This is a genomic window from Paenibacillus sp. FSL F4-0122 (genome assembly GCF_038002845.1).
Taxonomy (GTDB): Bacteria; Bacillota; Bacilli; order Paenibacillales; family Paenibacillaceae; genus Paenibacillus_AQ; species Paenibacillus_AQ odorifer.
The window spans coordinates 6574594-6588447 of sequence record NZ_JBBODI010000001.1; the positions used below are offsets into that span (position 1 = coordinate 6574594).

The window sequence follows — 13854 nt, forward strand, 5'->3', positions numbered from 1 at the left end:
TCGTACCACGTTAGATTAGTTCAGGTCAATTTAGAACACCTAATTTAACGCTGTAATTACCTTCTCCGACACAAGTACGTAATCTGCATTTTTGGATGGCTTAATATAGAAGCCTACCCGATATTTGCCCGCTTCTTTAAAGTCATAAGTAAACTCAGAGGTTGGAAACCAGAAATTATCCTTCTGTGAGCCTTCAAGCACCTGCGACTGAATATCCTTAACGTTACCAGACGGATCTGTCATGGCTACTTTCACAGCTGAAATCTCTTCAGTCAGGCTATCTACCTGTGTTAATATCTTAATTTTCAGCTTGCCTACGTTGACATTGCCAAAAACCGTATCCCCTTTAAAAAGTACAATATGGACATTAGGTTTAAGAATCGTAACTTTCCCAGAACCGTCCCAAGTAACAACCCCGCCTGTTTCTCTAGCAGGAATGTACGTTTTTCCATCAATTAGATAACCGCCGTCTACAATTTCTTTTCCGTTGCTCCATACTCTAATTTTCTGATTAACGGAATCGGCGAATAATAATGAGCCACCCATTAAGGAAAAAGCAAACACGCACAAAGTGATTTTTTTCCATCTATTCATTTGAGACCCTCCAGATAATTCATGCTGTTAATATATACTTACTTTGTTTCAGCAAGTTGCGCTAATTTTAGGTAAATATTTCATTGATCTTGCGAAAAATGATATTATGGTCTTATTCGAAGCAGAAACATTAGCTATAACCGATTTCAGGAGGGTTCTTTCTTATGAGTCTAAGCCTACAAATGCTAGGAACAGGCAATGCTTTTGCGAAAAAATATTTTAACAACAATGGCTTGCTGCTAGATGAAAATTACACCCTGCTGATTGATTGCGGGATAACAGCCCCGCTTGCCATGCATAGACTTGGAAAATCCTTCAATGACGTAAATGCTACGCTCATTACACATATTCATGCGGATCACGTTGGAGGGCTGGAAGAGCTTGCGCTAACCTTAAAGCATGTGCACGGTAAAAAAATGACCTTGCTGCTTCCTGAGACACTTATAGAGCCCTTGTGGAACAATACATTAAAGGGAGGCTTGTACCAAGAAGATGCTGTATCTTCCTTATCTGATATCTTCGAAGTTAAGCCCTTGCAGCCTGAAATTACCTACAACCTCTCTCCTACTCTTTCATTAGAGATCGTACAAACACCGCATATTCCCGGCAAAAACAGTTATTCCCTTCTAATAAATAACGAGATTTTTTATAGTGCGGACATGACCTTTCAGCCGGATCTACTGATTAGCCTTGTGCGGGAGCGCGGGATCCGGATCATCCTGCATGACTGCCAATTAGGCGGAACAGGCGTTGTTCACACTACGCTGGAAGAGCTGATGTCTCTGCCTAAAGATGTTCGCGAACGGATCAAGCTCATGCATTATAGCGATGAACAACCAGATTTCGTCGGACTTACAGGGGAGATGGAATTTTTAGAGCAGCATGTGAATTATAAGCTCTGATCTTTGCATATAAAAAAAGCCGTACATAAACGTCTGTTGACGTATGTACGGCTTTTCGTGTTGAACTATGAAAATGTCGGCAAATTATCCAGATTGTTAGTTGGATCTCCATCCGCATCTCCGCGGATATAAGTTTCTCCATCCTTACCTTTAAAAGCGTTCACTCCGGCAATATTTCCGGCCTGTACTTCTTGCAGGGCTTGGTCATACGCCAGCACACGTCCTGTAGAGGTCTGGAAGCTTGTCAAATCGCCATCCCCATTTTTTTGAACAGCTACGAAAGATTCTCGTTCGTTATTTGGCACTTTAGCTCGCCCCTTGCACTTGGATTTGCCATCATTCGGCACATCCTAGCTTGCGTAAAGAGTCCAATAATTATGTGCGCCAATCTTTAAAGCATTTTTTGCATCCGTACATGTAATATACCTGCATCATAGAATGGCTCCGTAGAAATAACTTCATAGCCGAGTTTCTTATAGAAATTCTCTGCCTGACACTGAGCATCTAAAATTGAAGCTTCCAGTCCAAGCTCCCGAGCAAGCTCTTCCATAGCCAGCAACAAGACACGTCCGTATCCTTTGACCCGATAGTCTTTCAATACGGCGATGCGCTGCATTTTAGCAGTACCTGCTTTGTAATAGATCAATCTCCCCGTTGCTACAGGTACCCCTTCATCTATAATCAGAATATGGTGCGCATTTGGACTGATGGCATCGTATTCGTCAATTTCTTCCTCGGCCGGTACCTTTTGTTCCTCAACAAATACTTTAGTGCGGATATCCAGCCCCATCTGAAGCTGTTCCTCTGTAGTTACCCGTAAGATTTCTGCCGCCATGTTAGTTGCAAACTCCTCTCTCTATGTAGCCAACGATAGTTGTCTATTATATAAAATAATGACTAGAAAGAAAAGCCTACATATGGAATCCGTAATCTCTCAGTAGACTAATCCACAGAATATACTTCTTCAGGGATCGAACGGTTATATACGTCTTTCATCACAGGTGATAACGGAGGATACTGACTTTTAGATTTGCCATCCAGATTGGTCATCTCATTGATTTCCATAACTTTTGTGGGTTTCGCCGTAGAACAACCCACTACACCCAGTAGTAACACTAGGCAAACGCCGACTTCCCATTTCACAATTTTAGACATTAAAAAAGCTCCTTTCACCGCAGCTGCAGTTATACTCACTACAGCTTTGACGATTCAGGAGCTTTATAAACAATAGGAGCTATTCATTCCAGTTGCCCTCTTAGAGATTGACGTTTCCAACCAAATGGACTAAATACATCATCCCAACCAGAAAGCCTGCTAAAACAAAATAAGCTGTCCCATATTTCCAACGTGTACTGGCTGGTACATCGTAATACTTATCATTATCATGGACTGTATAGCTGATTTCACAATGCATTTTTAAATGAAGACCATTCTCTAACGTTACTTGCTCCAGCTGCGAAATTCTTACCTTTTCAATAATACATTGCTGTGGCAGTGTAGCTTTGCCATAATAATTCAGCTGATCCCATCTCACCACAACATACTGCTGTCTCTCTAGATCACTGTAGGTGGTAAAAGGTAAATCCCGGCGATGCTCAGCTCCTGGAATCATGTAACCCGCCTCTCTCAAGGGCTCCACTGGAATTAAGAAACCCTTAGTCACAGACTGCGGCCGGTTGTTGTTACGTCTTTTCACAAATTTGTTATACAGATCGTAAGCAAACATTGCCCAGATGATAAAGAACAAAATCGAACGCAAGTAAACGATTATAGCTAAGCCACCGACCAGACCCACAAGCCACAGCCAGCGCGTAACCGCGGTAGCGATACGTCCACCGTCTAGCGGATGGATTGGCAGCAGGTTAATCAAATTAAGCAAAAAGCCTATATAAGCCAGGGAATAAAGAAGCGGACTATCCATATAATATGCCGCTCCAAAAACAGCAGTAGACCCAATAGTACCCAGAATCGGTCCGCCAAAAGCTACATACGCTTCTGTCTTCGCATCCAGCGGATGTTTTTTCATAGTAATTAACGCGCCTAAAAAAGGAATAAATAGCGGAGCGCTGACGGGTAGCCCGATGCGCTTAGCGGCTATAACATGTCCCAATTCATGAACAAGCAAAAGCAGGACGATACCTATGGCAAACCCCCACGGATAAATTAAAGCATATGCCCCTATCGAAACCATCATGGAAATTAACGGCCCGGCAATTTTACCTATTTTCAGCAGAGACAAAATCGCCTTTCCTTTTAACAGGAGCATAGCGGCTCCGCCCCCCAACCATTTCAGCGGAGTAGAAGTATTCTTTTTCTGCTCATTTTGCATTTGCGGCAAGATCACAAGCTCCTTTATCTTTCAATTTTAAGAAACTACTGTACAGTTCCATCTATCTTATCATAGAAGCATTAAGGATATTTCTACAGTGAGCCCTTCGGAAAGTATACGACGCAACTTTTAGAAACGTTTCAGCGTCAAACCAACTATCTTGGATAAATTTTACTGCCATTTAAAGAAAGGGTTGGTTCACATGCTCTCTTTTCACTCCAAAGCTTGGTTATCCGTCTTAATGCTCTCAACACTTTTACTCCCTGCCACCATGTCAGCAAGCTCTTCATTAACTGTATCGGAGTCCTCTGCGCTCGCCCAAGCTTCCTCTGCTAATGCTTCGCAAGTATACTACCAATTTGGCATTCCTGGTGGAAACATAGGCGGACCTGCGCTGCTCAAAAATGGTGTAATCTACGTAGATGTTCGGGGGATCGCTGAGCAAGCTGGCTTAAAAATGGACTGGGATAAATCCGGCAAACGTGCTCTGTTCAAAGGCTGGACTAAAAGTTTTGCTGTTCGAATCGGGAGTCAAACTGGCGTGCTTGACGGGAAAGCGGTAGATCTTGGAGGAATACCTTTTAAATCCAAAGAAGATGGGATATTTGTGCCGGCGCGTTTTATCGTTAAGGCTTTCGAAGGCAGCAATCTCCGTCTAGACTCCACAACGAATACACTTTTAGCGGATGATCTGAAGACCTACAATGTTTTCACAGAATCCTATGGAGGGCGTACCTATACGCTGGTCAAGGCTAATGGTGATTTATATGTCTCACAAGGCAAGGATACGGTGATAAAACTCACTTCACTCCAAACAGACTTTGACTGGGCAGGGATGAAGATCGAGAAAACGGCGGGGGGGCTGCTAGTCATTAGGATTATTGACTCCTATGGAGAGCCTCATATTAATACACGCGAAATCACACTTATATTCAAAAATGGTGCATTACTACGCAAGGCCACATTCGCCTACCAGTTCAGAGGAGATGCGGATTTCAAACCTTATGATGGCAACCTAATCTTGCATGATGGTAATACCTTACGTTTCATCCAAGACGGCACAGGCAATGTAATAGATACTCTTGATCTTGTAAAGCTGGGTGGCGAGGAGGATGCTTACTATGTAGAAGGCATTGATAAAGAAATCATACTGCTTCGTGGAAATCAGAATGGATTGCTTACCTTAATCAACCGCCAAACAGGCGAGCGAACCCTTTTGTATAAGGAGCTACTCACAGCAAAGGATCAGGAATACGCGGAAAATAACGATGTTCCTTTTAAAGGAGATAATTTGAAATTCGTAAAGCGGAGCGGTGACAAATTGTATTTTATAAATGACTCCCCGCTTACTGGCAAAAAAGAAGTTATCTACTCCATTGAAGCTCATTCCAATAACTCCAAGAATAATACTGATTAGAAAGTACAGTACAAGCATGTGTATTGATTAAAGAACTAATCGAATCCTCCTCAGTGATTATCCCTGAAAATTAACCTTCCTACATATAGGCAAACGCCGTGAACGTTGTAGGCAAAGGACCATAGACTGTTATCAGGATTGAAACATTCGAGGAGGATATCCATGGAATCAAATACAAATTTTCATCAACAGGTCGCTTGGAATTGCATGAATAAATATGTAGGTATAGTAACGACTGATGGTCAATCCTTTGACGGCTTCATCGCTCACGTGGACCAGAACTATATCACCCTTGCGGTTCCCAGCAACGAAATGGTCGATCGTATGAACGGAATGCCTGCTGAGCAGTCGAACTATAGACAATTCGGGTTCCAGCCCGGCTTTTACCCAAGACGCCGCTTCTATCCACGCCGTATCCCTTTTTTCGGAATAAGCAGTCTATTTCTACTCCCGTTTTTTATCTGACTCGGTGCAGGGGGATGATGGGTCATCCCCTTTCTAGCTATTAACTACTTAGTCGGAGGAGATAAGAGAAAACACCACTCTACATCTATATTGATTATAAAAAAGAATTGCCATCCTACTCTATCGTATGGTATTATAAATTTCGTCGCAGGACGGTAGCTCAGCGGGAGAGCACTATCTTGACAGGGTAGGGGTCATGGGTTCGAACCCCATCCGTCCTATACTGAAAAAGCCTTATTATATAAGGCTTTTTCTTTTGTTCAGGAATGGAATGTTTAGGTTTTGACTGAAATACAAATTGGTGCCATTATGGTGCCCTGTAGTAGACTAAAGCAAAAGTGGTGCCATAATCGGCACCACTTTTTTATCCCTGTAACCATTTAAGAAATACATCTTTTGAGACTTTTATCATCTTTCCGACCCGCACGATATGAAATTGACCCGAGTTTAATAGTTCATATGTTTGACGCTCACCTATACCAAGTATTTGTTGGATTTCCTTCGCTGTAAGTACAGAGGGATAATCAGAAGTAGTCTTATACATTTGTTCAATCACCCTTCTCTTCCTCCTTCTCGATTACTAGATTCAAATTCAAGGCCAGCTTATAAAAAGCCTTCCAACGTATCTTGCTATATGTCCCCGAGCTAATCGGCGGCTGAAATTTAAAGTAATACACTTTCTCATGAGTAATATAATCATGCTCTGTTGTCATATAACGTTCTTTAATCAAGAACCCTTCCATCTTAGGCATGCGGTTCACCACTCGTTCTATCCGTTCACAGAAGCTCTTGCGGTTTGCTTGAGTATCTACATTATGAATAGCTATGTTGGAGGTTTGATCAGTTGTAACTCCAGTGGATCCTTTTGGGGTGTCTAACCATGCTGCGGTTGTCGTTGCCTCTCTCTCCTCGAAAGACAAAAACTTAAATATCCTATATTTTTCAAGAGCCGCCTCAACGGTAGCTTGCGTCCGTTCTCTATCTATCTCAGGCAAAAAACTCTGTTGCACCGGGCAATCCCCCCCTTTGTTAAGAATCCCCCGACCGAAGCCGGGGAGTATACCATCTTAGAACGGTAGATCATCGTCACCTTCAGGTATCGGCGGACCGTTTTCACCAGCGGCAGCGATCACCTCAATGGTTAGTTGATCCTTGTCTTCAAGCTCAATAGTACCGTCTGGATTAACCTTGCCTCGTACGCCTTCTCTTGGCTCTTCATGATCCTCTTCATCGTCATCACCTCGGAACTCTTCAATGCTCATTTGAGATTCAGCGATTTCCAAGACTACATCTGATCAGCCTTCCGGTAGAATTCATAGGAGTTTTCAGAGGATGTGTCACCCTTAACGATGAACTCCAGCACTGTCTTCTTCGCATCCTTCGTACTTTTGCTGAATTCGGTTGTCAGCGCCTGTTCTACGCCGTCAATGTTCAACACAACCACTGATCTCGTCATTGCGTTAAGCTCAGGCTTCTTCTCGTCATCACCTTTTACGTGGAACTATAAAAGTTCCTTTTTGGAATCCTTCGTTTGCTTATTGAAATGTGCTGCTATCTGAACTTTCATTTATAATTACTCCTCTCAAATTTGGGTTTTATGAAAAAATAACGTCTGCAGCTAGTGCAATAATTGAAGCAACACATATTGCTGCCATGTGCATGCCACGTTGCTTGTAAAGAATAGATTCTTTGTCAGCTGCTGAAATAAAAGATAGGATAGCGATAAAAGCAAAAATAATTTCAATCCACGTTGACGTCAGTTCCTCCCTCATTCCGTGATATTAAATAAGAGGTGAATTTTATGAACGGTAAGAAAGTTATCACTATTCTTTTATCCATCTCTTTACTGGGTGTGATTGCTTACTTCGGAATAGCTTATGGATTACTATGGTATATCTTTAATGGGTAAGAAATGAAGATTATCCATCCCCTTTATAAGTTCAGTACAGCCAAACTATCTCTTATATCCTCCTTGTGGGAGAGAGTCTTTTTTTTGAAATTTGTTATACTTAAATAAAAACTTTTAATGAGGTGTTATCTTGCAATATTTTTTTTTAATACCGTTGGCATTTGTTTTGGCAATTCCCTTGGTTTTACTGTTAAAAGGTGATTATGGAACCAAAAACAAGGTTTCAGATAAAACTAGTAGCATAGAGAAAAAATTAGACAGAATAATAGAATTACTTGAAAAAGATAAGGATGCATAAGCATTTTTATCTTTTTTCATGTCGCAATATGTATCTACTACGTCATAACCTTTGTGAGAGGAGGGCTATTAACCCTCTCTGTCCATGTATCTTCGTACTGTGAGTATCCGATTTTGAATCTGTTATGAGCCGATTTCAAGCGAGACGAACTGATAAAATAACTCAACTCACTGGGACACTCCCAGCGTATTACGCCATCTTTGATATCTTGATATACAAAGGTAAGGATACGGAGTTTGTACATCTGGAGTCCCGGCTACAAGCAAAGGTAAGAATGAGGAACTGGACCAAATCTGGCATGCTTCGAAGCCCAGTATTTACAGAGTTTATCGTATAAGCACTAATAGACCCTTCAGGCATAAGCTTGACAGGTTATTTTATGTTTGTTCAGAATCTAAATCGCTACGGGACAAACGTGGCAACTCATAATTTCTAACAACACCTAGCCTCTAAAATTGGTCCCTTTTTTTATTAAAGAATTGGTAAAGGCAGGAGTAGACTCAATTGGTGTACTGGGATCAACTGGAAACTATGCGCATCTTAGTAGAGGGGAGCGTTTGCGTGTCCTTGAGCTTGCTGTTAGTTCTGCTGAAGGGACTCCCGTGATGACAAGCATAAGTGCGATTCGAACTTCAGAAGTACTTCGATTAGCGGAAGATGCACAACAAGCTGGGACAAGTGCAGTACTCTTGGCTCCTATCTCCTATCAGGCGCTAACAGATGAAGAAGTGTTTTTTGTATACGAACAGGTGACAAGTTCACTCTCCATTCCACTTTGTGTTTATGATAATCCCGGCACTTCACATTTCCATTTCAGTGATGAGCTGCCCAGAAAAATTGCTAGGTCACCTAATGTTTGTTCCATTAAGATTCCCGGCATACCGTCAGAATCTGATAAAGCCAAGTTACGTGTAGAAAAACTCAGAGCTGTTATTCCACTCCATGTTACGTTTGGAATAAGCGGGAATCCATCCGCATATCTAGGCTTGAGTGCAGGTTGTGACTTATGGTACTCAGTGCTAGGTGGTTTATTTCCGAGGTTATGTCTAGATATCACAAGAATGACTCAAAGTGGCCATTTAGAAGAAGCACAACACCTTACAAAATTACTAGAACCGATCTGGAAGTTATTCAATAGCTACGGTAGCCTTCGAGTGATTTCAGCAGCTGCTGAAATAATTGGCTTAATTAAAAGTCCTAGTCTTCCCTTGCCTTTACAACCATTAAACAAATCCGTTAGGAATCACCTGAATATCATTCTAAAGGAATTAAAGTTTACTGTATAAACTTAATATAATTCATTGGGAAGTATATATGCTGCTCTATAACACTGGTAAGGATCGTTAGTTTTCATCAATATAACAAATACCCCATCAACCTTAAGTGATTGACGGGGTATTTGTTATAGACATGCTTATGCCAAAATCACGCTTAAAATATTACAACATTGTCAATTGTCAACTATTTTGCGTTCATTAACAATGAAGTGGGTATTTTATGAATATAATCATCTTATGCAAGGGGGCTTTAATATGAATCTCACACTGATTTTTCACGCAATTGAAACAGAATTACAACTACAAATACATTTAGTCAGTGGAGAGACATATGTTGGTTTTTGTCAGGAGAGCGACTCTTCAGGTTACTTCACAATAAGAACTAAGAGTGGTTTATTTTCTTTTCCTTCTTGGGCGATCAAACGGATTAAAGAAGTGTGATATCGTAGGTTATTTAATGCATGCTCTAAATTCAAATCACTCCCAAACAAAATGAGATCCAGCTAGTTTAATAGATCCGGTGTATCCCCCTCTACAATCCCACCATAATCCATAAGATGACCTATTGGATCTTGTTCCAAACGAAACCAATCCAAGTATGAGTATCCATAGAGTTGCTGGATTCCCCACAATAAAGTATGTCTCTCTGTATTGAAAATCTTTATTGTTCATCAGTACAAAAACTGCTTGTTCTCCGAACTATCTATTTCTTCGCAACCAATCGTTTTTCTGCTTTAAAGTCCTTCTTAATAACTTTATTGTTGTTCATGTAATTATCCCACGAATCATACTTCCAATTAGGTGAAAAGTTATGACTAATCACATCGATGTAAATACGACACTAAGTAAACACTTCCCGCTTCTGGTACATCTTTATTGTAAAGACACTTCTTGCATTGTAGCTGTGGCTCTTGAAGAAGAACGTGGACAAAATTGAGATTAACTCCTGACTGTCCTTGGTGAAGGGGAAGTATCCGATCTTTTTACAACTCCATAACAACTATCCTCCTAATTCTATAATAACTTGGTGTTAAGATGTATAAAGATTCATCATCTTAGATCCCAATGGAGGTAATCCGATTGAACAAGAAAAAGCGGTTCGCTACATTAGTTGTTATCCTGTTTTCAGCTGGTGTGCTTGCAGCCAGTGCTCTGATCGTCCCCAGCCTGATGAATTCCGTAGTTTTCGCCAAGAACAGTTCGTCAATTCAGGGCAGTAACCGGCTGGCTTTGAGCGAAAGCACGATACCCGTGCTAAAGGTGGAGGCGCCGGCGCCGGTATCCACCATACAACAAGACCTGTATCAACAGATGACAGCGGCGCAAATCCAGCAAATCTATGACTTTATAGACAAGGCAGAAGATCCCCATATTTCAGGTCGGGAACAAACCGAATCCGAAATCAACCGCAGACAAGTGTTGGACGATAAGTATGTGTATGACGGCCTCCGCCCCAAGCAGCAGCTGCCGTTAAAGGCTGGACAAGCAGATATGTATCTAGATTTAGAAACCAATACGTACACCTACCCGGAGAGGAGTATGACTGATGAGGAACTGTTACAGCTGATTGACTGGTACTACCGGCTGAATTACTTCGTGTCAAAACGAAATCCGCCTGTGCCTCAGCTTCAGCCTCAGAAAATCAGCCAGGTTGAAGCTGAGGCACTAGCCTCTGACAGTGTGCGCAAGCTGTTCGATGCCGACGTGTCCAAGCTAAAAATATCGAGAATGCTGATTGAGCTGGGAATAAACAAACGTCCAACCTGGACAGTTCATTTTGCTCCTTACAAGAATCTTACCCTGCTCGGATCAGGCGAGGTATTCTGGGAATATGATGTGTTGATTAATGCAACAACCGGTGCCGTAGAGGATACGACAGCCATTAATTTGGCACTGAAGAGAACTCCCATCGACGACGACGCAGCCGGCACCATCCAGAAGGATGCCAGTTGGATTCATAAAGCCGTGCAGGTCATCACGGACAAACAGGGAGAAACAAGAACCATTGTCAAAGCTTATCTAACCGACACCGAGTTTAACAACAAACGCGGAATGGTGGATGTTAAACTGTTGTTGGAAGATGGAAGTAGCTATATCGCGGAGTTCCGCTATCCCGATCAGACCCTTCGTTGCCTAATCTATGAAGCTTCTGACAAAGCCAATTAAGCGGAAACGTTACAGAAATACAGCAGTCGGGGCACCGCCGCCACACTGACTTTTTCAAGACCAGTTATTAATGTAATTGTGAGTATTGCGCGAACACCAGATGGTTCTGGTTCAGGTTGATCTGCCTTCTGAGGGGTAGCTGATGCTTCGTTTGAAACTTAACTTTCCATTATTATTCAATGTAGTAACTACATAAAAATTGGTCTTACCGTTAGAAACTGATATATCTAAAAACCTATCTTATTACCAAGAAGCACAGTAGATGAAATATACAACATTAAAGGTTCTGTCTCTAAGAGCAGTATCTGTCGATATGGTGCAGAGGTTACATTTAAAGATGAGATCGGATATCCATATGATTATGGTGTCTGTAAAACAACCTTTCTGTGATGCTTTAAAGTAATTAATATTTATAACTGTCAAATCATTTCATGTGTAGGTATGACTATTGTGCTACACTTCATTCGTATGTTCGAAGGTTCCACCATTTGTAAAATCTAGTGGCCCAAGCATTTCCTACTGTGCATCAAATCTCAGTCGAATGAATAGTACTCAGCAGCCTGATTCTTGTAAATATTACCATTTGATTATAAAATCAAACAAAGGCGGTGTTAACAATGAGATTAGTACTATTCATGTTGGCTGGAGTAGGCGCGATTTTCTATCTCTCATTAGGAATCATTATTGTAAAGGTAATCCTTACAAGAAAATTACCAAATAATAATTACACTCCATTTGACTACATCACGGCCCAATCTCCTGTTGAGTTTCACGATGAGAAAAAAGAGATAGAAGAAAATGCGGACCATGGTGATGATAAGGATAAAAACATCATTTCGTTATCAAAACGACGACCTTCTCTTCCCTGATGCGCAATAGGCTTCTACTTCGTCATAACCTTTGGAGGGATACTCCTACTCCTTTAATGATCTGTATCTTCGTACTGTGACATAAAAAAACTCTTACGTTATAATAGTGTTGAATTAAATATTGAAGGGACTGAACTATGCGCAGATATCGATATCTTAACCCCAAAATAAATAGATAATGGAGGTAATATATTGATTACAGAAATACAAACCAAAAGACTAAAATTAAGAAAAATGAAATTATCTGACTCTGCTAGTTTGTTTAACATTTGGTCTGATCCTGAGGTTACAAAGTTTATGAATATCAATAGTTTCACTGATGAAAGCCAAGCAGTAGAAATGATTAAAATTCTTAATAACCTGTCTTTGGAAAGCAAAGCTATTCGTTATTCCATAATCGAGTTAGAATCAAATCGCATAATTGGTTCCTGCGGTTATAATTCTATAGATTCTTCAAACGCTAAAGCAGAGATTGGATACGATATTAGTAAAGATTATTGGGGCAAGGGATATGCTCCTGAGGCCATTCAATCTCTGATGGATTATGCGTTCAACACTTTAAATTTCAACAGGATAGAAGCAAAAGTCGAACCCGAAAACAATAATTCCATAAGAGTTTTGCAAAAGTTAAACTATACATTCGAAGGAACAATGAGAAAGTGCGAAATGTCCAAAGGAAAGTTTATTGATTTAAGCATTTTCTCAAAATTAGTAACAGAGTAACTTTTAATGGGTGGGCCTACATTTTTATGGTGTAGGCCTTTTATTTACTTCACGTTGCTCAACTAAATGCGTACTGTGTATTAAGTAGAGCAACTGTTGTCACATCTTCCAAACGTAGAGGGCTAGACAGACTCTCCTAGCCTCTTTTTTTGAAACCAGTAAATTAACACCTCTTTACCGAAAAGATAGCTAGATAAAATCTCGACACAGCCGATTCCGGATCGAGCTTAACCGCCTTCTGCCAGCAGCTCTGAGCTTCTGTTTACAGATATTCAAATTAGGTATTTATTGATAATATTTATTCCTTAAGGAGGTGGACGCACTGTTAATGATCTTTGATAAGTTATTTAATATTTCCAAGGTTGCTGCATATGCAACAATTGCGATGTACACATTCTTCCAGTTTGTACTCACAAAACATAATACGGTAAATGATTTAATCAATAGCAACCTTTTAGTTTATGTCGTAGCTGCTGCTATTCTTGAAGCATTACATAATCTATATGACTTTTTATGTGGTCATCTAGAGCGGTAATTCTACTACTACCAAACCTCACCAGCCCAGCGTTCCGTTTCCGTTACTTCAATACCTCGACGAAAATAACTCGGAAATACGGGAGCGCGACCGCATGAGTCGCGGGCTCTCCCAAACTGACGATATGTTCGCTAGACAGTTGATTTCCACCGATCGCCTCACTTTCTTTTAATAAACTTTGGCCATACGCAGTACGTGTCAGTGCCATCGGGCCAAAGCTTACCCAGGCACACATCATGGCGCAACAATGGATAGATTTACTTTATTGGTCCCTATTAATCATCTATTTTTTATATGGAGCACTTAATTGACCATCTATTGATTACATTGTATAATACAGGTATATTATGTAAAATAAAGGCAGGTGAGG

20 protein-coding genes and 1 tRNA gene are annotated in these 13854 nt (G+C 40.8%); 12 read left to right on the forward strand and 9 right to left on the reverse strand.

What is annotated here, in order from left to right; translation table 11 throughout:
• Positions 1-39: 39 nt before the first annotated feature.
• Entirely contained in the window at positions 40-594 is a 555-nt protein-coding gene (locus MHH49_RS28925; RefSeq protein ID WP_036686116.1) for a copper amine oxidase, read from the reverse strand.
• Between the two features lie 164 nt (positions 595-758).
• On the opposite strand from MHH49_RS28925, the gene MHH49_RS28930 reads away from it, so the two are divergent.
• A complete protein-coding gene (locus MHH49_RS28930; protein ID WP_076104781.1) occupies positions 759-1496 on the forward strand; it encodes an MBL fold metallo-hydrolase in 738 nt (245 codons plus the stop codon).
• Positions 1497-1561: 65 nt separating this feature from the next.
• Here MHH49_RS28930 and MHH49_RS28935 read toward each other — a convergent pair whose 3' ends face one another.
• The 4 genes from MHH49_RS28935 to MHH49_RS28950 form a co-directional block, all read right to left on the reverse strand.
• The gene (locus MHH49_RS28935) at positions 1562-1801 is read right to left on the reverse strand and encodes a DUF3892 domain-containing protein (RefSeq protein WP_036686113.1); all 240 of its coding nucleotides are present in this window, start codon (positions 1799-1801) and stop codon (positions 1562-1564) included.
• An 86-nt stretch (positions 1802-1887) separates the two neighbouring features.
• Positions 1888-2331, reverse strand: a complete 444-nt coding sequence (locus MHH49_RS28940; RefSeq protein WP_036686111.1) for a GNAT family N-acetyltransferase — start codon at positions 2329-2331, stop codon at positions 1888-1890.
• A 107-nt stretch (positions 2332-2438) separates the two neighbouring features.
• A complete protein-coding gene (locus MHH49_RS28945) occupies positions 2439-2651 on the reverse strand; it encodes a hypothetical protein (protein WP_036686109.1) in 213 nt (70 codons plus the stop codon).
• 100 nt (positions 2652-2751) lie between these two features.
• Positions 2752-3825, reverse strand: coding sequence for a site-2 protease family protein (locus MHH49_RS28950; protein WP_339813648.1), 1074 nt, complete (start codon positions 3823-3825; stop codon positions 2752-2754).
• 202 nt (positions 3826-4027) lie between these two features.
• Between MHH49_RS28950 and MHH49_RS28955 the strand changes: the two genes are divergently transcribed.
• The 3 genes from MHH49_RS28955 to MHH49_RS28965 all read left to right on the forward strand — a co-directional run bounded on the left by MHH49_RS28955 (position 4028) and on the right by MHH49_RS28965 (position 5928).
• Positions 4028-5242 (forward strand): copper amine oxidase N-terminal domain-containing protein, encoded by a 1215-nt coding sequence (locus MHH49_RS28955; protein ID WP_339810769.1) that lies wholly within the window; start codon positions 4028-4030, stop codon positions 5240-5242.
• A 162-nt stretch (positions 5243-5404) separates the two neighbouring features.
• On the forward strand, positions 5405-5707 hold the full coding sequence (locus MHH49_RS28960; RefSeq protein WP_036686108.1) for a hypothetical protein: 303 nt from the start codon (positions 5405-5407) through the stop codon (positions 5705-5707).
• A gap of 149 nt (positions 5708-5856) precedes the next feature.
• Positions 5857-5928: transfer RNA gene (locus tag MHH49_RS28965), tRNA-Val, on the forward strand.
• Between the two features lie 143 nt (positions 5929-6071).
• On the opposite strand, the gene MHH49_RS28970 is transcribed toward MHH49_RS28965, so the two are convergent.
• From MHH49_RS28970 to MHH49_RS28985, 4 genes are read right to left on the reverse strand one after another with little or no spacing between them, the layout of a single operon-like run.
• Complete coding sequence (locus MHH49_RS28970) at positions 6072-6263, reverse strand: helix-turn-helix domain-containing protein (protein WP_370510577.1); 192 nt, start codon at positions 6261-6263, stop codon at positions 6072-6074.
• The gene (locus MHH49_RS28975; RefSeq protein WP_076100642.1) at positions 6256-6717 is read right to left on the reverse strand and encodes an ArpU family phage packaging/lysis transcriptional regulator; all 462 of its coding nucleotides are present in this window, start codon (positions 6715-6717) and stop codon (positions 6256-6258) included. The genes MHH49_RS28970 and MHH49_RS28975 overlap by 8 nt, the downstream gene beginning before the upstream one ends.
• Positions 6718-6774: 57 nt before the next feature.
• A complete protein-coding gene (locus MHH49_RS28980) occupies positions 6775-6969 on the reverse strand; it encodes a hypothetical protein (RefSeq protein WP_143758675.1) in 195 nt (64 codons plus the stop codon).
• 23 nt (positions 6970-6992) lie between these two features.
• Positions 6993-7163 carry a hypothetical protein gene (locus MHH49_RS28985; protein WP_178420353.1) on the reverse strand — a complete coding sequence of 57 codons (171 nt, stop codon included), beginning with the start codon at positions 7161-7163 and terminating at the stop codon, positions 6993-6995.
• 583 nt (positions 7164-7746) lie between these two features.
• Here MHH49_RS28985 and MHH49_RS28990 point away from each other — a divergent pair.
• The 8 genes from MHH49_RS28990 to MHH49_RS29025 all read left to right on the forward strand — a co-directional run bounded on the left by MHH49_RS28990 (position 7747) and on the right by MHH49_RS29025 (position 13484).
• Positions 7747-7914, forward strand: coding sequence for a hypothetical protein (locus MHH49_RS28990; RefSeq protein ID WP_155288124.1), 168 nt, complete (start codon positions 7747-7749; stop codon positions 7912-7914).
• A 479-nt stretch (positions 7915-8393) separates the two neighbouring features.
• A complete protein-coding gene (locus MHH49_RS28995; RefSeq protein WP_339810776.1) occupies positions 8394-9200 on the forward strand; it encodes a dihydrodipicolinate synthase family protein in 807 nt (268 codons plus the stop codon).
• 246 nt (positions 9201-9446) lie between these two features.
• Positions 9447-9632 (forward strand): hypothetical protein, encoded by a 186-nt coding sequence (locus MHH49_RS29000; RefSeq protein ID WP_038570197.1) that lies wholly within the window; start codon positions 9447-9449, stop codon positions 9630-9632.
• Between the two features lie 370 nt (positions 9633-10002).
• The gene (locus tag MHH49_RS29005) at positions 10003-10128 is read left to right on the forward strand and encodes a hypothetical protein (protein ID WP_339810779.1); all 126 of its coding nucleotides are present in this window, start codon (positions 10003-10005) and stop codon (positions 10126-10128) included.
• A gap of 143 nt (positions 10129-10271) precedes the next feature.
• The gene (locus tag MHH49_RS29010; RefSeq protein ID WP_256715480.1) at positions 10272-11357 is read left to right on the forward strand and encodes a hypothetical protein; all 1086 of its coding nucleotides are present in this window, start codon (positions 10272-10274) and stop codon (positions 11355-11357) included.
• Positions 11358-11974: 617 nt separating this feature from the next.
• On the forward strand, positions 11975-12226 hold the full coding sequence (locus tag MHH49_RS29015; RefSeq protein ID WP_036686019.1) for a DUF3951 domain-containing protein: 252 nt from the start codon (positions 11975-11977) through the stop codon (positions 12224-12226).
• Between the two features lie 192 nt (positions 12227-12418).
• The gene (locus MHH49_RS29020; RefSeq protein ID WP_036686017.1) at positions 12419-12949 is read left to right on the forward strand and encodes a GNAT family N-acetyltransferase; all 531 of its coding nucleotides are present in this window, start codon (positions 12419-12421) and stop codon (positions 12947-12949) included.
• A 328-nt stretch (positions 12950-13277) separates the two neighbouring features.
• Positions 13278-13484, forward strand: a complete 207-nt coding sequence (locus tag MHH49_RS29025; RefSeq protein WP_036686015.1) for a hypothetical protein — start codon at positions 13278-13280, stop codon at positions 13482-13484.
• The last annotated feature ends 370 nt before the right edge of the window (positions 13485-13854 follow it).